This is a genomic window from Bradyrhizobium sp. CCBAU 51753 (assembly GCF_015291565.1).
Lineage (GTDB): Bacteria > Pseudomonadota > Alphaproteobacteria > Rhizobiales > Xanthobacteraceae > Bradyrhizobium > Bradyrhizobium ivorense.
The window spans coordinates 7,559,591-7,581,078 of sequence record NZ_CP030037.1 but is presented as its reverse complement, the minus strand read 5'-3'; the positions used below and the strand labels follow the sequence as shown (position 1 = coordinate 7,581,078).

20 protein-coding genes are annotated in these 21,488 nt (G+C 66.1%); 6 read left to right on the top strand and 14 right to left on the bottom strand.

What is annotated here, in order from left to right; all coding sequences use genetic code 11:
• Window positions 1-26 precede the first annotated feature (26 nt).
• Window positions 27-659, bottom strand: coding sequence for a 7-carboxy-7-deazaguanine synthase (gene queE / locus XH93_RS34675; RefSeq protein WP_194470920.1), 633 nt, complete (start codon window positions 657-659; stop codon window positions 27-29).
• Window positions 660-669: 10 nt separating this feature from the next.
• Window positions 670-1,137, bottom strand: coding sequence for a tRNA (cytidine(34)-2'-O)-methyltransferase (locus XH93_RS34670; RefSeq protein ID WP_194470919.1), 468 nt, complete (start codon window positions 1,135-1,137; stop codon window positions 670-672).
• 276 nt (window positions 1,138-1,413) lie between these two features.
• On the opposite strand from XH93_RS34670, the gene petA reads away from it, so the two are divergent.
• From petA to XH93_RS34655, 3 genes are all read left to right on the top strand, one after another.
• On the top strand, window positions 1,414-1,944 hold the full coding sequence (gene petA / locus XH93_RS34665) for a ubiquinol-cytochrome c reductase iron-sulfur subunit (RefSeq protein WP_139482101.1): 531 nt from the start codon (window positions 1,414-1,416) through the stop codon (window positions 1,942-1,944).
• 72 nt (window positions 1,945-2,016) lie between these two features.
• Window positions 2,017-4,089: a cytochrome c1 gene (locus tag XH93_RS34660; protein ID WP_194470918.1), complete on the top strand. Its 2,073-nt coding sequence runs from the start codon at window positions 2,017-2,019 to the stop codon at window positions 4,087-4,089.
• Window positions 4,090-4,276: 187 nt separating this feature from the next.
• Window positions 4,277-4,951: a dienelactone hydrolase family protein gene (locus tag XH93_RS34655; RefSeq protein WP_194470917.1), complete on the top strand. Its 675-nt coding sequence runs from the start codon at window positions 4,277-4,279 to the stop codon at window positions 4,949-4,951.
• A 133-nt stretch (window positions 4,952-5,084) separates the two neighbouring features.
• On the opposite strand, the gene XH93_RS34650 is transcribed toward XH93_RS34655, so the two are convergent.
• Window positions 5,085-6,080 carry a VOC family protein gene (locus tag XH93_RS34650; RefSeq protein WP_194470916.1) on the bottom strand — a complete coding sequence of 332 codons (996 nt, stop codon included), beginning with the start codon at window positions 6,078-6,080 and terminating at the stop codon, window positions 5,085-5,087.
• A gap of 342 nt (window positions 6,081-6,422) precedes the next feature.
• Between XH93_RS34650 and XH93_RS34645 the strand changes: the two genes are divergently transcribed.
• Both XH93_RS34645 and XH93_RS34640 read left to right on the top strand, forming a co-directional pair.
• A complete protein-coding gene (locus tag XH93_RS34645) occupies window positions 6,423-8,588 on the top strand; it encodes an anthranilate synthase component I (RefSeq protein WP_194470915.1) in 2,166 nt (721 codons plus the stop codon).
• Window positions 8,589-8,737: 149 nt separating this feature from the next.
• Window positions 8,738-9,277 carry an adenine phosphoribosyltransferase gene (locus tag XH93_RS34640; RefSeq protein ID WP_139481844.1) on the top strand — a complete coding sequence of 180 codons (540 nt, stop codon included), beginning with the start codon at window positions 8,738-8,740 and terminating at the stop codon, window positions 9,275-9,277.
• Between the two features lie 191 nt (window positions 9,278-9,468).
• Here XH93_RS34640 and XH93_RS34635 read toward each other — a convergent pair whose 3' ends face one another.
• The 11 genes from XH93_RS34635 to XH93_RS34585 all read right to left on the bottom strand — a co-directional run bounded on the left by XH93_RS34635 (window position 9,469) and on the right by XH93_RS34585 (window position 20,310).
• Complete coding sequence (locus XH93_RS34635) at window positions 9,469-10,137, bottom strand: hypothetical protein (RefSeq protein ID WP_139864462.1); 669 nt, start codon at window positions 10,135-10,137, stop codon at window positions 9,469-9,471.
• A 60-nt stretch (window positions 10,138-10,197) separates the two neighbouring features.
• Window positions 10,198-10,947, bottom strand: a complete 750-nt coding sequence (locus XH93_RS34630) for a hypothetical protein (RefSeq protein ID WP_139481842.1) — start codon at window positions 10,945-10,947, stop codon at window positions 10,198-10,200.
• Window positions 10,948-11,110: 163 nt separating this feature from the next.
• Window positions 11,111-12,334, bottom strand: a complete 1,224-nt coding sequence (locus tag XH93_RS34625) for a M48 family metallopeptidase (RefSeq protein ID WP_194470914.1) — start codon at window positions 12,332-12,334, stop codon at window positions 11,111-11,113.
• Between the two features lie 143 nt (window positions 12,335-12,477).
• On the bottom strand, window positions 12,478-13,038 hold the full coding sequence (locus tag XH93_RS34620; protein WP_139481840.1) for a LemA family protein: 561 nt from the start codon (window positions 13,036-13,038) through the stop codon (window positions 12,478-12,480).
• Window positions 13,039-13,180: 142 nt separating this feature from the next.
• Complete coding sequence (locus XH93_RS34615) at window positions 13,181-13,477, bottom strand: type II toxin-antitoxin system RelE/ParE family toxin (protein ID WP_172628381.1); 297 nt, start codon at window positions 13,475-13,477, stop codon at window positions 13,181-13,183.
• Complete coding sequence (locus XH93_RS34610) at window positions 13,474-13,701, bottom strand: hypothetical protein (protein WP_139864453.1); 228 nt, start codon at window positions 13,699-13,701, stop codon at window positions 13,474-13,476. Before XH93_RS34610 ends, XH93_RS34615 begins: the two co-directional genes overlap by 4 nt.
• A 67-nt stretch (window positions 13,702-13,768) precedes the next feature.
• On the bottom strand, window positions 13,769-14,734 hold the full coding sequence (locus XH93_RS34605; RefSeq protein ID WP_194470913.1) for a small ribosomal subunit Rsm22 family protein: 966 nt from the start codon (window positions 14,732-14,734) through the stop codon (window positions 13,769-13,771).
• 139 nt (window positions 14,735-14,873) lie between these two features.
• On the bottom strand, window positions 14,874-18,338 hold the full coding sequence (locus XH93_RS34600; protein WP_194470912.1) for a chromosome segregation SMC family protein: 3,465 nt from the start codon (window positions 18,336-18,338) through the stop codon (window positions 14,874-14,876).
• 392 nt (window positions 18,339-18,730) lie between these two features.
• Entirely contained in the window at window positions 18,731-19,387 is a 657-nt protein-coding gene (locus tag XH93_RS34595; RefSeq protein WP_194470911.1) for a DsbA family protein, read from the bottom strand.
• A gap of 121 nt (window positions 19,388-19,508) precedes the next feature.
• Window positions 19,509-19,988 carry a DUF721 domain-containing protein gene (locus XH93_RS34590; protein ID WP_139481834.1) on the bottom strand — a complete coding sequence of 160 codons (480 nt, stop codon included), beginning with the start codon at window positions 19,986-19,988 and terminating at the stop codon, window positions 19,509-19,511.
• Between the two features lie 31 nt (window positions 19,989-20,019).
• Entirely contained in the window at window positions 20,020-20,310 is a 291-nt protein-coding gene (locus XH93_RS34585) for a HigA family addiction module antitoxin (RefSeq protein WP_194470910.1), read from the bottom strand.
• Window positions 20,311-20,375: 65 nt separating this feature from the next.
• Between XH93_RS34585 and mutY the strand changes: the two genes are divergently transcribed.
• On the top strand, window positions 20,376-21,479 hold the full coding sequence (gene mutY / locus XH93_RS34580) for an A/G-specific adenine glycosylase (protein WP_194470909.1): 1,104 nt from the start codon (window positions 20,376-20,378) through the stop codon (window positions 21,477-21,479).
• Window positions 21,480-21,488: the final 9 nt, after the last annotated feature.

The window sequence follows — 21,488 nt, the reverse complement described above, 5'->3', positions numbered from 1 at the left end:
TCAACAATCCAATTCGGTAAGGGAGTTCATCGGATGCCGAGCGTCTTGTGCGTCTGCACGCTGAGTCGCCATTGCGGGTGCTTCAGGCAATACGCGATCGCGCGCTCGGTGTTCTCGATCACGTCCGGGCCGTCCATCGGCTGCAGCGAGAAGCGCTCGAAGGCGAGGCCGGCAAAGTCCTCCGGCCGGTTCTCCGGTTGCGGATAGACCAGCTTGAGCTCATGTCCCTTGCGCACCACGAGCTCGGCGGCCGCCTTGGGGCTGACGCAGATCCAGTCGAGCCCGTCGGGCGGGGCGATGGTGCCGTTGGTCTCGATCGCGATGGCAAAGCCGCGGCCGTGCAGGGCCTCGATCAGGGGCGTATCGACCTGCAGCAGCGGCTCGCCGCCGGTCAGCACCACGTAGCGGTCGGCTTCGCCTCCGGTCCATTGCGCGGCGATGGTGTCGGCCAGCGCGGCCGCGTCGGGATAGCGCCCGCCGAGCGTGCCGTCGGTGCCGACGAAGTCGGTGTCGCAGAACCGGCACACGGCGCCGGCGCGATCCTGCTCGCGGCCGCTCCACAGATTGCAGCCGGCGAAGCGGCAGAACACGGAGGCGCGGCCCGCATGGGCGCCTTCGCCCTGCAGGGTGAGAAAGATCTCCTTGACCGCGTAGCTCACCAAAAATCCTCTAACTTACCTGGTCATGTGTCTGGCCGGTCTGGCGCAGCGCCTCGCCGACCGCCATCGCCGCCGTGACCGCCACATTGAGCGAGCGCAAGGGCGGCTTGATCGGAATCAAGAGCCGCGCATCCGCGGCCGCCACCACCGCATCGGTGACCCCTGCCGTCTCGCGCCCGAACAGCAGCACATCGGAGGCAGCATAGGTGAAATCAAGATAGGACTTCGCCGCCTTGGTCGTGAACAGGATCAGCCGGCACCCGGCCTCGGCACGCCATTCCTCGAATTTCGACCATGAGTCGTGACGCTTCAACCGCACATGGTCGAGATAGTCCATACCCGCCCGGCGGAAATGCCGGTCCGAGGTGTCAAAACCCGCCGGTTCGATGATATGGGCTGAGACGTCCAGGCACGCGCAGAGCCGCAGGATGGTCCCTGTATTCTGGGGAATATCGGGCTGAAACAGCGCGATCTGCATGGTGCTCACGGCCTGTGAAGACTGGATGAAATTGTCTCAATAAAACATCGCCCGGGGCGGATTTCGTGCATTGCACGCTTGCGAGCCGATAGCGGGCTTGCGCTCGTCCGGCAAGGGTGCCAATAGAACGATTCTGGACTGCTGTTCCGCCGTTTGGGGTGTGGAATGGCGGTTTTCTGCCGCCGCGGGGGCCGCGGGCGCCGGCAGCCTTTCCTGGGCGCGTTCTGCGTCTCCGGGGCGGTTCCACCGGCTGCGGATATGAAAGGGCTTGGAAACGTGACGACAGCGTCTTCGGCGGACCATCCGACACGCCGTGATTTCCTTTTTGTTGCAACCGGGGCCGTCGCTGCGGTCGGCGCAGCCGCCACCGTGTGGCCGCTGGTTTCCCAGATGAACCCGGACGCTGCGACAATTGCGGCCGGTGCGCCGATCGAGGTCGACCTGACGCCGATCGCCGAGGGACAGGATATCAAGGTGTTCTGGCGCGGCAAGCCGATCTACATCAGCCATCGCACCAAGAAGCAGATCCAGGAAGCCCAGAGCGTGGCGCTCTCGAGTCTGCCCGACCCGCAGCCCGACTCGGCGCGCGTCAAGGCGGGCCACGATCAGTGGCTGGTCGTGATCGGCATCTGCACCCATCTCGGCTGCATCCCGATCGCCCATGAGGGCAATTACGACGGCTTCTTCTGCCCCTGCCACGGCTCGCAGTACGATTCCTCCGGCCGCATCCGTCAGGGGCCCGCGCCCGCCAACCTGGCAGTGCCGCCCTACACCTTCGTTTCCGATACCAAAATCCAGATCGGCTAAGCCCCGGACCGTCCGGGGCTTCGGCCTGCACTCGGAACCCATCGCGTCGTTTTTCTTCTCAGGATCGCATCAATGAGCGGACCATCCGATTTTCAACCGACCAACCCCGCCTTGAAGTGGATCGAACGGCGCCTTCCGATCTTCGGCCTGATCCACTCCTCGTTCGTGGCCTATCCGACGCCGCGCAACCTGAACTACTGGTGGACCTTCGGCGCCATCCTGTCGATGATGCTGGCGCTGCAGATCCTGACCGGCGTGATCCTGGCGATGCACTACACGCCGCATGCCGACTTCGCCTTCAAATCGGTTGAGCTGATCGTCCGCGACGTCAATTACGGCTGGCTGCTGCGCAACATGCACGCCTGCGGCGCGTCGATGTTCTTCTTCGCGGTCTACATCCACATGTTCCGCGGCCTCTATTACGGGTCGTACAAGGAGCCGCGCGAGGTGCTGTGGATCCTCGGCGTCATCATCTACCTCTTGATGATGGCGACCGGCTTCATGGGCTACGTGCTGCCGTGGGGCCAGATGAGCTTCTGGGGCGCCACCGTCATCACCAACCTGTTCTCGGCGATCCCCTATTTCGGCGAAAGCATCGTGACGCTGCTGTGGGGCGGCTATGCGGTCGGCAACCCGACGCTGAACCGCTTCTTCTCGCTGCACTATCTGCTGCCCTTCGTGATCGCCGGCGTGGTCGTGCTGCACGTCTGGGCGCTGCATGTCGCGGGCCAGAACAATCCGGCCGGCGTCGAAATGAAGACCGAGAAGGACAGCGTGCCGTTCACGCCGCATGCGACGATCAAGGACATGTTCGGCGTGTCCTGCTTCCTGATCTTCTATTCCTGGTTCATCTTCTACATGCCGAACTATCTCGGCGACGCCGACAACTACATTCCGGCGAACCCGGGCGTGACGCCGGCGCACATCGTGCCCGAATGGTACTATCTGCCGTTCTACGCGATCCTGCGCTCGATCCCGAACAAGCTCGCCGGCGTGGCCTGCATGTTCGGCGCCATCATCATCCTGGCGTTCCTGCCCTGGCTCGACAACGCGCGGACGCGTTCTTCCAAGTACCGTCCGCTGGCCAAGCAGTTCTTCTGGATCTTCGTGGTGGTCTGCATCGGGCTCGGCTATCTCGGCTCGCAGCCGCCGGAAGGCATCTACGTGATCGCGGGCCGCATCCTGACGGTCTGCTACTTCGCCTACTTCCTGATCGTGCTGCCGCTGCTCTCCCGGATCGAGACACCACGGCCGGTGCCGAACTCGATCGCCGACGACGTGCTGGCGAAGAGCAAGGGCAAGGTCGCGACCGCCGCGTCCGTGATGCTTGCGCTGGTGGTGGCCGGTGGCCTGTTCGCCGGCAGCACCCAGACCGCCAAGGCCGAGGAGGGCGGCGATGCGCCGCCGGCGCAGAAATGGTCGTTCTCCGGCCCTTTCGGCACCTATGACCGCGGTTCGCTGCAGCGTGGCCTGAAGGTCTACAAGGAAGTCTGCGCGGCCTGCCACGGTCTGTCCTATGTCGCGTTCCGCAACCTCGCCGATCCTGGCGGCCCCGGCTACTCGCCGGCGCAGGCTTCGGCGTTCGCGTCCGAGTACAAGATCAAGGACGGCCCGAACGACCAGGGCGAGATGTTCGAGCGTCCGGGCCGTGCGGCGGATTACTTCCCGTCGCCGTTCCCGAACGAGCAGGCCGCACGCGCGGCCAACGGCGGCGCGGCGCCGCCCGACCTCTCGCTGATCGCCAAGGCGCGGTCCTACAAGCGCGGCTTCCCGCGGTTCGTGATCGACTTCTTCACCCAGTATCAGGAGCAGGGACCCGACTACGTCGACGCCATCCTGCAAGGCTTCGAGGACAAGGTGCCGGCCGGCGTCACGATCCCGGAAGGCTCGTACTACAACAAGTACTTCCCCGGCCACGCGATCAAGATGCCGAAGCCGCTGTCCGACGGCCAGGTGACCTTTGACGACGGCTCGCCGGCGACGGTTGCGCAGTATGCCCACGACGTGACGACGTTCCTGATGTGGGCCGCCGAGCCGCATATGGAAGCGCGCAAGCGCCTCGGCATGCAGGTGTTCGCGTTCCTGATCATCTTCGCCGGTCTGATGTACTTCACCAAGAAGAAGGTCTGGGCCGACGCGCACTGAGGCGAAGGCCACCGTATCGCGATTGTGAAAAAGCCCCTGCGGGGGCTTTTTTGTTGGCTGCGCAACGTCAGCAACGCGTTTGCGCGGGGATGACGAGTGCGCGAGCGTGCCCGAGGGCGATTGCGTCCGTCACTTAGTGCGGACAGAATGCCGCCTAATCGGCCGGCAAACATCGCGGAGGGAACTCATGGGTACGATCATCAGCTTCAAGCGTCCGGACGGCAAGGATGCGTCGGGCTATCTCGCCAATGCCGCGCGCGGCAATGCGCCGGGTGTGGTCGTGATCCAGGAATGGTGGGGCCTGCAGGACCAGATCAAGGGCATGTGCAACCGCTTCGCGCTGGCCGGCTTCGATGCGCTGGCGCCCGACCTCTACAAGGGCACCGTGGTGCCGTATCACGACACCGACGCGGCGGCCAAAGAGATGAACTCGCTCGACTTCATGGACGCCACCACGCAGACGGTGCGCGGTGCCGCGCAATACCTCGGCAAGAACGGTACCAAGGTCGGCCTCACCGGCTTCTGCCTCGGGGGCGCGGTGACGATCATCGGCGCCACCAAGATCCCGGAACTGACGGCCGGCGTGGTGTTCTACGGCATTCCGCCGGAGCAGGCGGCCAAGCCGGCCGACGTCCGGATTCCGCTGCAGGGCCATTTTGCCAACAAGGACGACTGGTGCACGCCGGCGCTGGTCGATGGTTTCGAGAAGGGCATGAAGGCCGCCGGCAAATCACTGGAACTGTTCCGCTACGACGCCGAGCACGGTTTCGGCAACGAGCAGCGCCTGTCGGTGCACGACCGGCAGTGCGCGGAATTGGCCTGGGGCCGCGCGACGGAGTTTTTCCGCAAGCACCTGGGGTAGCGCTGCCTGCACCACCATCGGCGTCGCCCCGGCGAAGTCTGTAGCCCGGATGGAGCGCAGCGCAATCCGGGACAGCCTCCCCGTTGAGAAGGTGGTCCCGGATTGCGCTTCGCTCCATCCGGGCTACGCAGTGTCAATTGTTGCGCACCCCGTCCCACCACGGGCAGGTCCCCGACATCAGCTTGAAATTGCCCTCCATCACCTGCACCGGCGCGCGCTTGCCCTCGGCGGCGGCGCGCATCCGCATCTCGCGCGCGATCGCGCGGTCCTCCGGCGACAGCCAGACCCGCTCGTGGCCCCACAGGCTCGGGCCGTCATGCATCTCGAACGGCGTCCAGCTCGCCGGGTCGATCTCGCGGCCGCCCCAGCCGCACTCGACCATGAAGGCCGACGGCGATTTGGCATAGAACGACGTCATCAGATCGTTGGTATGGCGGCCGAGCGTGACATTGACGCGGTCTTCCTTGATCGCGATGTCATAGGCCTGGCCGACGTCGTCGAGCGAGAACAACTCCATCATCAGGTGATGCATGCCGTTGGCGCCGGTCTCGATCAGCGCCAGCGAGTGATGGCGTGGGTTGACGTGGAAGAAATAGGCGCGGAACGGTTTTTCGATGTAGTCGCTGAGGCCGAAGCCGAGCACGTCGACATAGAACGCCATTACCGGCGCGAGGTGCTCGACGGTCAGCACGGCGTGGCCGAGGCCTTGCGGCCCGGTGCGGAAGCCGGAGATCGACCGCCCCGGCTTGAACGGCGTGTCGTCGATCTCGGCGCCGTGAAACGCCTCGAGACGGTTGCCGGCCGGATCGTGGAACGAGATCAGGGAGCGCACCCGCCTGCTATCTGCCAGTGCCTGCGGCTCGGCGGTGACGCCGACGCCGGCGCGCTCCAGCCGCGCCGCCAGCGCGTCGAGCGCGGCGGCATCCGCCACCTCCCAGCCGAAGAAGCGCGTGCCTTCGCCCTGCGCTCGGTCGATCACGATGCGTTGCTTGCGGTCGTCCATTCGAAACGCGAGCAGCGAATTGCCGCGCTCGATCGCCTGCAAGCCCACCAGGCCGGTGCCGAACTGCCGCCAGTCGTCGAGGGCGTCCGAACCGAACCCGGCATATCCGAGACCCAAAATCGCCATGCGCGCTCTCCGCCATTGTCTGTTTTTTGGGCGGTCGATCGGCCGCCGTTGGGCGCAAATCCTACGCGGAATTCCGTCCGTTCAAACCGGAAAAAGGGTGTCCCGGAGCGGGGCAGGGGCTCGCCCCCTCCCTTGACAGGGCCGGCGCCCGGTGGTGAGTAGCTGCCATGCGCACCGTTGCCAGCCCATCCCGTCGTTGGTGGCCCACCTTCTCATAGGTGGCCGGTGCGATTTCATTTCCCAAAATCGTCGAAGGTCGCCGTCGCGGTGCGACCGATGGTTTTATTTGCCCTTCGTTTGTCCTGTGTGGCGCTCTCTCGGCAAGTCTCGTAAGAGGATCACATGAACAGGACAGTCTTCTCCCTGCCGGCCCGAAGCGAATACCTGACCAATGGCGGCCTTGCGGTCGCGCGCGTGGTCGAGCAGTTCACCGGCGGCGCCAGCCGCCTCGACGACCTGATCGCGCTGCTGGACCGCCGCCGCGGCGTGGTGCTGTCCTCGGGCACCACAGTGCCGGGCCGCTACGAGAGCTTTGATCTCGGCTTTGCCGATCCGCCGCTGGTGCTGGAAACCTCGGGCACCGACTTCTCGCTGTCCGCGCTGAACCCGCGCGGCGAGGTCTTGATCACCTTCCTCGGTGACGTGCTGCGCGAGCCCTGTGTCGTGATCAGCGAGCGTAGCGCGACCAGGCTGGCCGGCCACATCATTCGCGGCGCCGCGCCGGTCGAGGAGGACCAGCGCACCCGCCGCGCCAGCGTGATGTCGCTGGTGCGCGACATGGTGGCGGCGTTCACGTCCAATGCCGACCCGCTGCTCGGGCTGTTCGGCGCCTTCGCCTACGACCTCGTGTTCCAGATCGAGGACCTTGTGCAGAAGCGCGCCCGCGAGGCCGACCAGCGCGACATCGTGCTCTACGTGCCAGATCGCCTGCTGGCCTATGACCGCGCCACCGGCCGCGGCGTGGCGCTCACTTACGAATTCGCGTGGAAGGGCAAATCCACCTTAGGTCTCGCACACGAGACCGCGCCGAGCCTCTACGCCAAGACTGGCCGGCAGGGGTTTGCCGATCACGCGCCCGGCGAATATCAGGCGACGGTCGAGACCGCGCGCGCGGCATTCGCCCGCGGCGATCTGTTCGAGGCGGTGCCCGGGCAACTGTTCGCCGAGCCCTGCGAGCGCTCGCCGGCGGAAGTGTTCCAGCGGCTCTGCCGCATCAACCCCTCGCCCTATGGCGCGCTGATGAATCTCGGCGACGGCGAGTTCCTGGTCTCCGCGTCGCCGGAGATGTTCGTGCGCTCCGACGGCCGCCGGGTCGAGACCTGCCCGATCTCCGGCACCATCGCGCGCGGCTCGGACTCGATCGGCGACGCCGAGCAGATCCGCAAGCTCCTGAACTCGGAAAAGGACGAGTTCGAGCTCAACATGTGCACCGACGTCGACCGCAACGACAAGGCGCGCGTCTGCGTGCCCGGCACCATCAAGGTGCTGGCGCGGCGGCAGATCGAGACCTACTCAAAACTGTTCCACACCGTCGATCATGTCGAGGGCATGCTGCGCCCGGGTTTCGACTCGCTCGACGCCTTCCTGACCCACGCCTGGGCGGTGACGGTGACCGGCGCGCCAAAACTGTGGGCGATGCAGTTCGTCGAGGATCACGAGCGCTCGCCGCGGCGCTGGTATGCCGGCGCGATCGGGGCGGTGAATTTCGACGGCAGCATCAACACCGGCCTCACCATCCGCACCATCCGCATGAAGGACGGCCTCGCCGAGGTGCGCGTCGGCGCCACCTGCCTGTTCGATTCCGATCCGGCGGCCGAGGACCGCGAATGCCAGGTCAAGGCCGCCGCGCTGTTCCAGGCGCTGCGCGGCGATCCGCCGAAGCCGCTGTCGGACTCTGCGCCCGATGCCACCGGCTCCGGCAAGAATGTGCTGCTGATCGATCACGACGACAGCTTTGTGCATATGCTGGCGGATTACTTCCGCCAGGTCGGCGCCAACGTCACCGTGGTCCGGCATGTCCACGCCCAGGACATGCTGAAGCGGAAGGGCTGGGATTTGCTGGTGCTGTCGCCCGGCCCGGGTCGGCCCGAGGATTTCGGCATCGCGAAGACCATCGGCACGGCGCTGGAGAAGCAGCTGCCGATCTTCGGCGTCTGCTTAGGGGTGCAGGCGATCGGCGAGTATTTTGGCGGCCAGCTCGGCCAGCTCGGGCAGCCCGCGCATGGCCGGCCCGCGCGCGTCCAGGTGCGCGGCGGGCGGCTGATGCAGAACCTGCCGAACGAGATCGTGATTGGCCGCTATCATTCGCTTTACGTCGAGCGCGACAGCGTGCCCGACGTGCTTGATGTGACCGCGACCACCGAGGACGGCGTCGCGATGGTGATCGAGCACAAGACGCTGCCGGTCGCCGGCGTCCAGTTCCATCCGGAGTCGCTGATGTCGCTCGGAGGCGAGGTGGGACTGCGGATCGTGGAGAATGCGTTCCGGCTCAACCCGGGAGCGAATTGATTTGAACCGTCATTGCGAGGCGCGAAGCGGCGAAGCAATCCATTTCCCCGCAGGTGCGGAGGGATGGATTGGTTCGCGGAGCCTGTCATCGGGCGGCGCTACGCGCCGACCCGTTGGCTCGCAATGACGACGCGGAGAAAGCGAGAGCAATGACCTTCGACCAGGACATCAAGTCGACCGTTCGTCACATCCCGGATTACCCCAAGCCGGGCATCCTGTTTCACGACATCACGACCTTGCTCGCGGACGCCCGCGCGTTCCGCCGCGCGGTCGACGAGCTGGTGCATCCCTGGGCCGGATCGAAGGTCGACAAGGTCGCCGGCATCGAGGCCCGCGGCTTCATCCTCGGCGGCGCGGTGGCGCACCAGCTCTCGGCCGGCTTCGTGCCGATCCGCAAGAAGGGCAAGCTGCCGCACACCACGGTGCGGATCGCCTACTCGCTGGAGTACGGCATCGACGAGATGGAGATGCACGCCGACGCGGTGCAGCCCGGCGAGCGCGTCATCCTGGTCGACGACCTGATCGCGACCGGCGGCACCGCCGAGGGTGCGGTGAAGCTGCTGCGCCAGATCGGCGCCGACGTGGTCGCGGCCTGCTTCATCGTCGACCTGCCCGATCTCGGCGGCGCCGCCAAGCTGCGCGCGATGGACGTCCCGGTGCGCACCCTGATGGCGTTCGAGGGGCATTAATCTTCCTTCGCCTCGCCCCGCTTGCGGGGAGAGGCCGGATCGCATGCCAATGCGATCCGGGTGAGGGGGAGTCTCCGCGCACTCAAATGTTGATCGAATTTGCGGAGACAGCCCCTCACCCCAACCCTCTCCCCGCATCCGCCTTCGCCCGAAGGCGGGCTTCGGCGGACAAGAGAGCGGGCGAGGGAGAACTACGACCTTTGCAGCAGCATGCTCAGTTCGAGATCGCGGAACGTGGTGTAGTTCTTGCGGATCCACTGGTGCAGCTCGGTCGAGGAATCCTTTTCCTGGCGCAGATAGCCGGTGAAGGAGAAGCTCAGCCGGTCGATATAGGTCTTCAAAAACACCGGCAGCGCGCGCAGGCGCAGGATGCGGCTGCGGGTCATGGCCGGCGGCAGCTCGCCGCGCACCACGAACTCGTTGTCGATGACGACGAGCGCGTTCGGCGGCATCAGGCCCTCCAGCATCTGGTAGCTGCGCACCGAGACGCGGTCGGTATCGGCCACGAACAGGATCACCGGCGCGACGCGGCGGCGCAGCGCCTCCTTCATCAGGCCGATCTCGTCGCACATTTTGAAGAATTCGTCGAAGGCGTGGTAGCCGAGGTCGATCACCTTGGCGATGCCGTCATTGACGATGACCCGGTCCATCAGCTGCATCTTGCCGTAGGTGTCGATCACATCCGCGGTTTCGGTGATCCGCGGCAGATAGTCGAGCAGCGACGGCTCCTTCAGGTTGATGTCGAAGGACAGCACCGCCCCGTTCTTCAGGAGCAGGAATTCGCTGAGCAGCCGCGCGATCAGCGTCTTGCCGACCTGCGGGCGGGGCGAGCAGATGATGTAAACGGGCGTGGACGACATCGCCCGTTATATCAATCCAAATTTTCCCCTAATCCAGCCCCATCGCGGGCGGGATCGCGACTATTTTTCGCCGCCGCGGGTGGTCGACTTGGCGCCGACCAGGTCGGTCAGCTTGATCCGGTCGAACTCGCTCCAGACGTTGGCCAGCCAGTGCCGGACATAGCCGCGCAGCACGAAGGAGTAGTTCGCGGCGTCGTCGGTCATCAGCTTGTTGGCGACGAATTTCAGGAATGGAACCGAGGCGACCTCGACCTGCTCATAGGCCATTTCGTTGAGCTTGGGGATGGTGAGGTCGGTCGCATCCTTGATACGGTGGAAGTAGGAATTGTAGGTCGACTGATCCCACTGGAAGAACTGGGTGTCGTTGATGAAGTTCTTGACCAGGTAATATTTCGCGCCGGTCATGAAGCTCGACGTCTCGGCGATCTCGTCCAGCGAGGCGATCGACGGGCCCAGGATATGGAACACGGCGAAGGTGATCTGGCCGGAGCGCGCCGCATCCAGGAAGCCGATGTCGCGCAGCGAGGCCAGCGCGGGCGACAAGAGGCCGGCGCGGACGTCGATCACGGTCACCGACGGACCGGAATTCAAAGTATCGAAGATCTTCATCTGGTCCGCGGTCGTCGTCATGTCGACGATCTCGGTGATGTCAGGATGGAAGCGCTTCAGCGTGCCGCGCGGCGATTCGGTGTCGAATGCCCGGGTCTGCACGTTATTGGCACTGAAATAGTCCAGGAGCGTCCGCGAGACCGTGGTCTTGCCGACCCCGCCCTTGTCTGCGCCCACCACGATCACGACTGGCTTTGCCATGGAAGTCCTTATAAAAGCGCGCTCCCGACCGCGATGGCGATCGGCAAGTCCCCACATCTGCTTTGGGCGCGAACATGGCAGAAACGAGGGGGAATTCAAACCTTTAAGGCGCCAGCGATTGGTTTGGTGGGGATTTCCTTAATGGACTGAGGTGGCTAGCGCGCTATCGGAGGTGGCGGCCCCAGGGTCCCTGAAGCGGTCCCAATGGTCCCTGCTGCGGGTTGGCGCCCGGCAGTGCGGGCGGATTGCCGGCCGGCGCCGGCGGCGCATCGCCCCATGGGCCGTGCTTGATCGGGGGAGGCTGGTCGCCTTGTCCCGGCAACTGCTCCTGCGTCTCGGGCTCCTCCGATGTCTCATCGGGCAGCGCCAGCGGCCCGGGATCGCGTCCGCCGGCATATTTCACCAGGGCGTCGACCCGGGACTGCACCGACGGATGCGTCGCGAACAGGTCGGCAAAGCCCTCGCGCGGATTGTCGACGCACAGTTCCATCACCGCCGAGGTCGCGCCCTCCAGTTCGCCGCGGTTCTCGATCTTGCGCAGCGCCGAGATCATCGCATCGGGATTCTTGGTCAGCTCGACCGAGCCGGCATCGGCGAGAAATTCACGCGAGCGGGACAGCGCGAGCTTGACCACCTGCGACAGCAGCCAGGCCAGCAGGATCAGCACCACCGCGATGATGATCACGATGATCGCGCCGCCGCCGGAGCCCTTGCTGTCGCGGTCCGACGAGGAGGACCGGGAGGATGATGAGGACGACCAGCCGCCGCCGCTCGAGTTCCACGACAGATTTGTGAAGACGCGGAAGAACATCTCGCCGAAGAAGCCGACCACGCCGGCGATGATCACGGCGATCACCATCAGCTGCACGTCGCCGTTCTTGATATGGGTGAGCTCGTGGCCGAGCACGGCCTCGATCTCCTGGTCGTTCAGCGCATTGAGCAGACCCGTCGTGACGGTGATCGAATATTGCCGCGGGTTCAGCCCGGCCGCGAACGCGTTCAGCGCCGGACTGTCCATGATCTTCAGCTTCGGCATCGGGATGCCGCGCGAGATGCAGAGGTTTTCCAGGAGATTGTACAGCCGCGGCTGCTGCTGCCGCGTCACGCTCTCGCCGCCGGTGACGGCGTCGATCATGTTCTGGTGGAAGAAATAGGCGATCACGATCCATGCCGCCGCCGCGAGCGTCGCCCAGGGAAACGCCGAGACGAGGTCGCGCGAGGCGTGCCGCAAATAATAATCGACGGTGCGGTTGCTGTCGATCATCACCTCGGCGACCAGCGCGCCGGCATAGACCAGCACGTAGATCAGCAGGAACAGGCCGGCGAGCAGCAGCATCGAACGAAACTTGTTCGATGCGATATGCGTGTAGAGACCGTAGGCGGCCATGTTGCGCTTCCGCTAACCACCGTCATTCCGGAGCGCGCTGCAAGCGCGAACCCGGAATCCAGAGGTTTTCTGGCAGGTCGAGATTCCGGGTTCGATGCTTCGCATCGCCCCGGAATGACGGGGCAGGCTGCAGGCCATGCGGGTCAGAACTTCACGCTCGGTGCCGTCTCCACCTCCGTCCGGCTGGCGCCGAGATCGAAAAAGTCCTTGCGGGTGAAGCCGAACATGCCGGCGAACAAAGCGGCCGGCATCTGCTGAATGCCGGTGTTGTACTCCTGCACCGCGTTGTTGAAGAAGCGGCGGCTGGCGGCGATCTTGTTCTCGAGGTCGGAGAGCTCGGAGGCGAGCTGCTGGAAGTTGGCGTTGGCCTTGAGGTCCGGATAGGCCTCCGACAGCGCAATCAGCCGGCCGAGCGCGCCGGTCAGCTGGTTCTCGGCCGCCGAGACCTGCGCCGGTCCCTGCGCCGACAGCGCCGAATTGCGCGCCTTGATCACGTCGTCCAGCGTGCCGCGCTCATGCGCGGCATAGCCCTTGACGGTCTCGACCAGGTTCGGGATCAGGTCGTGGCGCTGCTTGAGTTGCACGTCGACGTCGGCAAAGGCCTGGTCGACCCGCTGCCGGAGCGCGACGAGGCGGTTGTAGGCGCCGAACGCAAACAGCACGAGAAGGACGATGACGCCGATAACGATCCAGCTGGTCGACATGACGGGCAGCTCCTGATGGGACGAAACGGCGGCACCGTAGCCCAAATCAGGCCACACGGCAGCCCGCCGCGAAAAGGTGGGCATTGCCTTGGTCGGAGATGGTGCCGAATTAGTTCAACGTTCTCCCAGGTGGTAACCTGGGCTAGGTGCCAAGCTCGCCGGCCTTCGGGGTGTCCCGTCGCCCATCGCGGACATGAATAATGATTATTTCCTGCTCCGTTATCCGGTGATAGATCAGATACGGATAGCGAGACGTCGGAAAGACCTTGACCTCTGGCATATCGGTTTCTCGCCCGAGGCGTGGATATCGTGCAAGCAGCTCGCAGGTCAGCCGGATCTGTCGCACCACCGCCGTGGCCGCTCGCTTGTTGCGTTCCGCGATGTATTCGTGAATATCGTCGATGTCGTTGCGTGCCCGCGGTGCAAAGCGCAGCTTCACAGGCCGCATTTCTTCCAGAGGGCCGACATCTCCTCGTCACTCACGAGTTCGCCGCGCTTGGCCTGATCGAGGCCTTCCAACACCGCGGAACGATGATCGTCGGGGATCGTGAACACGTCCGCGCCGGCGGCAGCAATCTGCTCCAGCACTTCGGCGATATACGCTTGGCGGTCCGCAGGCAGCCGGCGGACTTTCTCAATGGCGTCTTCCAAGACCTGGTTCATGTCCCAAATATATGCTGATTGACCGCGAAATGCGAGTGGCCGGCGGATCGCCGGGACGCCTGAAAGCCTAAACCGCGTCGCCCCAGCGCCAGCGCCGCGCGGCGGCGTAGTCGGCCTTGGCGCGGCGCGGGATTTTTGCCACGACGACGCCATCCGCCGTGCAGAGCTTGGCTGCGATCTCGACCTTGCCGACATCCGGCTGCGCCAGCACGCGCGATGGCCGCGCCGCGGCCTTCGCGCGGCTCAGTGCGACATAGGCGAAGCGCTCGTCCTCGAACGGCAGCTCGGCGCCCTTGACCTGCTTGTGCGCGCGCGAGCGCTGCAGGCGCTGCGAGAAATGGCACCAGTCGGGCGCGACCAGCGGGCAGGCGGCGTCATGCGGACAGGGCGCGACGACATGGGCGCCGGCGGCGATCACTCGGGCGCGGAGCGCGATGATCCGCGCATAGCCCGCGGGCGTGCCGGGTTCGACGACCAGCAGCGTGTCGGCGGTCTTGGACCACAGCGCCTCGGCTAACGCTGCGCGTTCGGCATCGCTGAGCTCGCCGATCATGTAGCTCGCGACAACGAGATCGGCCGGCTCGGCCTGCGCCAGCAGTGCGCCGGCCTGGCCGAGCGCGTAGCTGACGTCGTTCAGCCGGGCGCCGTCACGGAACAACTCCTGCGCCAGCGTTCGCAATGCGCTGTTGGTGTCGAGCAGGGTCAAGCGTTGCAGCGAGGAAAATGTTTCGGAGGCTGCCCAGGTTGCGGTGCCCGGGCCGGCGCCGACGTCGAGCAGGCTGGCCGGCGCAAAATCCGGTCGGATCCCGGTGAGCGCATTGAGGCTCGCCGCAACGGCGGCATAGGTCGCCGGCATCCGCGCCAGCGCGTAGGCCAGCGCATCGGTCTCGGTCCTGATCGTCCCGGAGCCGCCGCCTTCGCGATAGGTCTTCGAGATCACCGCCGCGCGGCCCGCGGCGTCGCTGCGCGACAGGCCTTCGAGTCGCGTGTTCAGGGCAGCTCGTAGTTCAGCGGGCAAGTCGGGAGAGGTCATACGACGCACTTTGCCACGTCATTGCGAGCGAAGCGAAGCAATCCATCGCGCCGCTTGCGGAGACGTGGATTGCTTCGCTTCGCTCGCAATGACGGGGCCCGGAGGGCCCCGTTCGTAGCTTGACGCGAGCAGGCTACGCCTACGCCACGTTCTGGTCGAGAATATCCACCGCGCCCTGCAGGTCGACCGAGACCAACTGCGACACGCCGCGTTCGGCCATGGTGACGCCGAACAGCCGGTTCATCCGCGCCATCGTGATCGGGTTGTGCGTGATGATGATGAAGCGGGTTTCCGTCGACGACGTCATCTCGTGCAGCAGGGTGCAGAACCGCTCGACGTTGTGGTCGTCGAGCGGCGCGTCGACCTCGTCCAGCACGCAGATCGGCGACGGGTTGGTGAGGAACACCGCGAAGATCAGGGCCAGCGCAGTCAGCGCCTGCTCGCCGCCCGACAGCAGCGACAGCGTCTGCGGCTTCTTGCCCGGCGGTTTGGCGATGATCTCGAGGCCGGCCTCGAGCGGATCGTCGCTCTCGATCAGATGCAGCGCCGCTTCGCCGCCGCCGAACAGCTCGGTGAACAGCCGCTTGAAGTGGCTGTTGACGGTCTCGAACGAGGTCAGCAGGCGCTCGCGCGCCTCGCGGTTGAGGCTCTGGATGCCCTGGCGCAGCCGCTTGATCGCCTCGACCAAGTCGTCGCGCTCGGTGGTCAGCGCGGTGTACTGGGTCTCGACTTCCTTCAGCTCTTCCTCGGCGCGCAGATTGACGGCGCCGAGCCGCTCGCGATCGCGGCGCAATTTTTCCAGCTCTTCCTCGACCTGGGCGACCGGCGGCAGCTCCGCGCCGGGCTCGATCTCGGCCATGGCGGCGACCGCGTTCGGCTCGACCTCGAGCATGTCGTGGATCTCGCGCTCGATATCGGCGAGCCGGCGGCGGGTGCCTTCCATGCGCTCTTCGGCGCGCGCGGTGCCCTCGCGGGCATAGGACAGCGCTTCGAGCGAGGCCTTGGCGAGACGGTCGGTCTCCGCCATGGCGGCTTCGGCGGTGGCAAGCGCGTCGGCGGCGATCCGGCGGTCGCCCTCGGCGTGCTCGATCTCCGTGATCAGCGCGCTGCGCTTCTCGGCGAACACTTCCGGTGCGTTGGCGAGCTCCTCGCGCTCGATCGACACCTCGGCGATGCGCGCCTCGATGGTCTCGACCTGCGAGGCGGCGCTGGTCTTGCGGTTCTGCCACTCGTTGCGCTCAGCGAGGATCGCCTGCACGCGGCGGTCCGCCAGCTCGGCCTCGCGGGCGAGCGCCTGCGCCTCGGCGCGCACCTGGGCGGCGGCGCGGCGCTGGTTGTCGATCTCGGCGCGGACCGCGGCGAGCTGGGCCTCGGTCTCGACACCCGGCGGCAGTTCGCTCAGAGCGCCGACCGCGCTTTCATGCGCGGCTTCGGCCTCGGCGCGGTCGGCGGCGACGCGGGTGTGCGCTTCGGTCAGCGCCGATTTGCGCGTGGCGTGGCGGTTGATCTCGCGTTCGGTCGCAGCATGGCGTTCGCGCGCGGCATCGGCCTCGCGGCGGGTGGCGCGCACGGCCTCGCGGGACGCGCCCTCGGCGGCCGACGCGGTCCGCAGCTCCATCTCGGCCGTTTCCAGCGCCTGGCGCTTGGCGGTGGCATCGAGGCGGGCCTGCTCCAGCTCGTGCTCGATATCGACCAGGCGGGCGCGCTCGGCGAGCCGGCGCGCGGCGCCGGTCGGGGCATGCGCGTCGGCGACGAAGCCGTCCCAGCGCCAGACGTCGCCCTCGAGCGACACCAGCCGCTGGCCGGTCTTGAGCTGCGCCACCAGCGCCGCGCCGCGCTCCTTGGCCACGACGCCGATCTGCGCCAGGCGGCGCGCCAGCTCGGGCGGCGCCTGAACATGGTCGGCCAGCCGCTCGACGCCGTCAGGCAGCGACGGGTCGCCGCCGTCGGTGCCGATATTGGTCCAGCGCATCGGCGCCGACGGATCGACCGGCGCGTCGAGGTCGTCGCCGAGCACGGCGCCGATCGCCTTCTCATAACCCTTGGCGACCGTGATGCCGTCGATGATCGGCGGCCACAGATTCTTGGTCTCGCTGTTGACCAGTTTTGAAATCGTGCGGGCTTCGGTCTCGAGTCGCTGCACGCGCTTCTCGGCCTCGACCAGCGGATTGCGCGAGGATTCCAGCGTCTGCCGCGCCGCGGCGTGATGCGCTTCGCTGGCCTGCACGGCGGCTTCGGATTCGGCCACCGCCTGCTGCGCCATTTCCATGGCGGCGGCGAGTGCGTCGATGTCGCCGAGACTGCCGGTCTCCTGCGCGAGCTTCTCCTCCTCGGCCTGGACGTTGGCGATCTCCTGCTCGAGCCGCGCCAGCCGGTCGCGATGGGTGCGCACGCCGGCCTCGAGCTGGTTGCGCTTCGCGGTGAGATCGGCGAGCTCCGTGGTCAGCTCGGTGAACTGCCGCTCGGTCGCCGCCAGGATAGCCTCGGCCTCCGCGACGCGCTCGTCGACGCCGGAGCGCTTCTCGACGCGGGTCTTGATCTCTTCCTTCAGCTCGGCGTCTTCGGTGTCGAGCCGCAGCAAGGCGACGTCGGCATCCGAGGTCTGCTGCTGTTCGCGGGCGATGTCCTGGGCGAACTGCGTGAGACGGCGATCGAGCTCGCCGACGCGCTCCTTGGCGCGCTGCTCCTCGCGGTCGAGCATCTCGCGCGCATTGGTCAGGCGCTGCAGGCCGGCTGCGGCGCGCGCCTCGGCATCACGCAACGCCGGCAGTTCGGCGGCGCGAATCGCCTGGATGCGCGCGGATTCCGCCTGCTCGCGGGTGCGCTCGGCCATCTCGCGCACCGCGACATCGTGGGTGTGCGCGGCGTCGTTGACGTCGGCATTGGCCTCGATCCAGCGCAAATGGAACAGCATGGCCTCGGACTTGCGCACCTTGGCCGCGACCTCGCGGTAGCGAATCGCCTGGCGGGCCTGCTTCTTCAGGCCTTCCATCTGGCCGGTGAGCTGGCCGATCACATCCTCGACGCGGGTCAGGTTGGTTTCGGCCGCCTTGAGCCGCAGTTCCGCCTCGTGGCGGCGGGCATGCAGGCCGGCGACGCCGGCGGCGTCTTCCAGCACGCGGCGGCGCTGCTCGGGCTTGGCCTGAATGATCTCGCCGATCTTGCCCTGGTGGACGAGGGCCGGCGAACGCGCGCCGGTGGCGGCGTCGGCGAACAGGATCTGCACGTCACGGGCGCGGACGTCGCGGCCGTTGATGCGATAGACCGAGCCGGCCTCGCGCTCGATGCGACGGGAGATCTCGAGCAGCTGGCTGTCGTTGACGGCGGCCGGCGCCGAGCGATCGGAATTGTCGATCGTCATCACCACTTCGGCGTGGTTGCGCGCCGGCCGATTGCCGGAACCGGCGAAGATCACCGCGTCCATGTCGGCGGCGCGCAGCGATTTGTGCGAAGTCTCGCCCATCGCCCAGCGCAGCGCTTCGACGAGGTTGGATTTGCCGCAGCCGTTCGGTCCGACGACACCGGTGAGGCCCGGTTCGATCATGAAGTCGGTGGGTTCAACGAACGACTTGAAACCGTGAAGGCGGAGGCGCGTGAGCTTCATGTACACAAATCTCGCTTGGCCGGGCGCGAATCTCCCTGCCGTGACAGTACCATAGAAGGCAATGTCGGTGTGGGTGTGAGTTGCTGCGGGCAGCTCTCATGCCGGGCGACAATGGCGAGGTGCGCGCTTCAGGGCAACCGCTTGACGCAGCTTTTCCCAAGGGATTTGCAGGGTTTTGCGCTCCCTGCATGTGATCGAAGATTCGCATCTCGCGAATCAAGTTTTCAACAACGAAATGATGTGACGGCCGTGGTCGCGATCGCTAGCCATCCACAATTATCGTGCCCCGCGCGAACGCGGGCGACGATATTCTTGCCGCGACGTCACCCGAGAGGATGTTCGTCGTCCCGGCTTTCGCAGGACGACATCGAGTTAAGTTCCCGTGGGCTCGATCAGCTCTTCAGCAGCGGATCGATCTTCTTGCTGAACTCCTCGAACGAGGTCTCGCCCTTCAGCATCTCGCCGTTGATGAAGAAGGTCGGCGTCGAGTTCACCTTCAGCACCTCGTTGGCGTATTTCTGGTCGGCCGCGATCTTGTCGAGCAGCTTCTGGTCCTTCAGGCACTCCTCGACCTGCTGCTGGCTGAGGCCGGCCTGCTTGCCGATCCGCGTCAGCGTCTCGGTGGTGTTCTTCATCACCCAGTCTTCCTGCTGGCGGAACAACAGATCGATCACAGCATAGAATTTCGGCGCGTCGTCCTTGGCGATGCAGCGCGCCAGCATCGAGCCGGCGGCCGCCTTGATGTCGAGCGGGAATTCGCGGAACACGTAGCGGACCTTGCCGGAGTCGATATAGGTCGACTTGAGCTTCGGGAACACGGTCGCGTTGAAGTTGGCGCAGTGCGGGCAGGTCATCGAGGCATATTCGGTGATGGTCACCTTGGCGTCCTGCGAGCCGAGCACCATGTCCGGCAGCGACTGCGGCTTGGCGACGTCGGTGGCGCTCTGCGCGAACGCTCCGGTGATCAGCCGCAGCGGCGACAGGCCGGCGAGGGCGGCGAGGGCGGTCAGCGAGAGAGCGGTGGTGAAGGCGCGGCGCGTGATGATCAAGGTCAGCTCCCGATTGGCGCGTTCACGCCGAATGAATAGGGGTCCCGAAAAGAAGCCTTCGCTAGCTTGAAACGACCATTGTGGCAATGCCGGGATCCCGCGGCAGAGCCGGCGAAAAACGTCAATTTCGCTTGATCGAGGCGCCGAGACGGGCGAGCGCGGCGCGCAGCTCGTCATCCTCCACCGCCTTGAGGTTTTCGGCCTCCCGGGCCACCGCCTTGGCGTCCGGCGCGCGCGGCCGCGCCACCCGGTCGCGGCGCGACAGCGGGGCCTGGCGGATGGTCAGCCGTCCCACCGCATGCCAGCCGAAGAAGCGGTTGACCCGCTCCAGGATCACGTCGGAGGAGTGCTGGATCTCCAGCGCCATCGGCCCCTCGACCCGCAGCACCAAGGTCGCCGGCTCCTGCGGCTGGCCCTCCACCGGCCGCGGCCACTGGATCTTGAGCGGCTCGCAATAGGCCGCGATCCGCTCGCCCGCGATCTCGCCCCAGCGCGTCACCAGTTCGCGCGCCGCAAACCCCTGCTTTGCGTAGGCGTCGGTAAAGACGTCGCTGAGCAGGATCGAGAGGGGCTTTGCGCTGATCGGGCCGGGTTTTGACATCGGGGGATTATAGCATGGTGCGCGGACGTGCTCAGGCCGCGCGGGGCCGGATGGCCTTGAGGTCGCGATCAATTTCGCGCCGCCGCTGCATCAGGTCATAATCCATCTGCAAGCCGAGGAAGAACCCCTCCGAAACGCCGAAATAGCGCGCCAGCCGCAGATCGGTGTCGGCGGTCATGTCCCGCTTTCCCAGCACGATCTCGTTGATGCGGCGCGGGGGCACATGAACGGCCTTCGCCAAGCCATTCTGGCTAAGGCCCATCGATCTGAGGAACTCCTCGAGCAGGATTTCACCGGGATGGGGATTGGCTGATTTCGACATGGATATCACCGAGTCCTTGAGCGCTGGTGCTTACGCGATGTCCCCGGGTGACGCTATATGACGACATGACTCTATCAAGCCCAGCCGCAAGACGGAAGAATGCGCCCGCGATCGATGATCGCGCCGACCGTCCGGCGCGGCTGCTCGCCTGGTATGACCGGCACCGCCGCAAGCTGCCGTGGCGGGCGGCGGCGGGCGAACTGGCGGATCCGTACCGGGTCTGGCTGTCGGAGATCATGCTGCAGCAGACCACGGTGCGGGCGGTCGGGCCTTATTTCGAAAAATTCGTGACGCGCTGGCCCGATGTGTCGGCGCTCGGGCGCGCCTCGCTGGACGACGTCCTGAGGATGTGGGCCGGGCTCGGCTATTATTCGCGGGCGCGCAACCTGCATGCCTGCGCGGTCGCCGTGCTCAACGACCATGGCGGGATCTTTCCGGATACCGAGGCGGGCCTGCGCGCGCTGCCCGGCATTGGGCCCTACACCGCGGCCGCGATCGCCGCGATCGCGTTCGACCGCCGCACCATGCCGGTGGACGGTAATATCGAGCGCGTGGTGTCGCGGCTCTACGCCATCGAGGAGCCGCTGCCGCAAGCAAAGCCGCTGATCCAGCAGATGGCCGCGACCTTGCTCGGCCCATCTCGCGCCGGCGATAGCGCGCAGGCGCTGATGGACCTCGGCGCCACAATCTGCACGCCGAAGAAGCCGGCCTGCGCGCTGTGTCCGCTGAACGACGATTGCGCAGCGCGCAGGCGCGGCGACCAGGAGACGTTTCCGCGCAAGGCGGCGAAGAAGAGCGGCGCGCTGCGCCGCGGCGCCGCCTTCGTGGTGACGCGCGGCGGCGAACTGCTGGTGCGCTCGCGCCCGGACAAGGGCCTGCTCGGCGGCATGACCGAGGTGCCGGGGTCGGAATGGCATGCCGGACAACAGGACGACGCGGCGCTGGCGCAGGCGCCCGCGCTGAAAGGCGTGGTGCGCTGGCACCGCAAAACCGGCGTCGTCAGCCATGTGTTCACGCATTTTCCGCTGGAGCTCGTGGTCTATACGGCCAGCGTTTCGGCACGGACCCGCGCGCCCGACGGCATGCGCTGGGTGCCGGTCGCGACGCTGGATAACGAAGCGTTCCCGAACGTGATGCGCAAAGTCGTCGCCCACGGCCTCGATCTCTAGCCTGCTGAC

Bases quoted from the DNA above. Each gene is read 5' to 3' on its own strand.
- XH93_RS34605 (WP_194470913.1), bottom strand. From the start codon at position 14,734: ATGACCTCTCCCGACTTGCCCGCTGAACTACGAGCTGCCCTGAACACG.
- XH93_RS34600 (WP_194470912.1), bottom strand. From the start codon at position 18,338: ATGAAGCTCACGCGCCTCCGCCTTCACGGTTTCAAGTCGTTCGTTGAA.
- XH93_RS34645 (WP_194470915.1), top strand. From the start codon at position 6,423: ATGAACAGGACAGTCTTCTCCCTGCCGGCCCGAAGCGAATACCTGACC.
- XH93_RS34640 (WP_139481844.1), top strand. From the start codon at position 8,738: ATGACCTTCGACCAGGACATCAAGTCGACCGTTCGTCACATCCCGGAT.
- XH93_RS34655 (WP_194470917.1), top strand. From the start codon at position 4,277: ATGGGTACGATCATCAGCTTCAAGCGTCCGGACGGCAAGGATGCGTCG.
- XH93_RS34610 (WP_139864453.1), bottom strand. From the start codon at position 13,701: ATGAACCAGGTCTTGGAAGACGCCATTGAGAAAGTCCGCCGGCTGCCT.
- mutY (WP_194470909.1), top strand. From the start codon at position 20,376: ATGACTCTATCAAGCCCAGCCGCAAGACGGAAGAATGCGCCCGCGATC.
- XH93_RS34630 (WP_139481842.1), bottom strand. From the start codon at position 10,947: ATGGCAAAGCCAGTCGTGATCGTGGTGGGCGCAGACAAGGGCGGGGTC.
- XH93_RS34625 (WP_194470914.1), bottom strand. From the start codon at position 12,334: ATGGCCGCCTACGGTCTCTACACGCATATCGCATCGAACAAGTTTCGT.
- XH93_RS34590 (WP_139481834.1), bottom strand. From the start codon at position 19,988: ATGTCAAAACCCGGCCCGATCAGCGCAAAGCCCCTCTCGATCCTGCTC.
- XH93_RS34635 (WP_139864462.1), bottom strand. From the start codon at position 10,137: ATGTCGTCCACGCCCGTTTACATCATCTGCTCGCCCCGCCCGCAGGTC.
- XH93_RS34660 (WP_194470918.1), top strand. From the start codon at position 2,017: ATGAGCGGACCATCCGATTTTCAACCGACCAACCCCGCCTTGAAGTGG.
- XH93_RS34650 (WP_194470916.1), bottom strand. From the start codon at position 6,080: ATGGCGATTTTGGGTCTCGGATATGCCGGGTTCGGTTCGGACGCCCTC.
- XH93_RS34620 (WP_139481840.1), bottom strand. From the start codon at position 13,038: ATGTCGACCAGCTGGATCGTTATCGGCGTCATCGTCCTTCTCGTGCTG.
- XH93_RS34670 (WP_194470919.1), bottom strand. From the start codon at position 1,137: ATGCAGATCGCGCTGTTTCAGCCCGATATTCCCCAGAATACAGGGACC.
- XH93_RS34585 (WP_194470910.1), bottom strand. From the start codon at position 20,310: ATGTCGAAATCAGCCAATCCCCATCCCGGTGAAATCCTGCTCGAGGAG.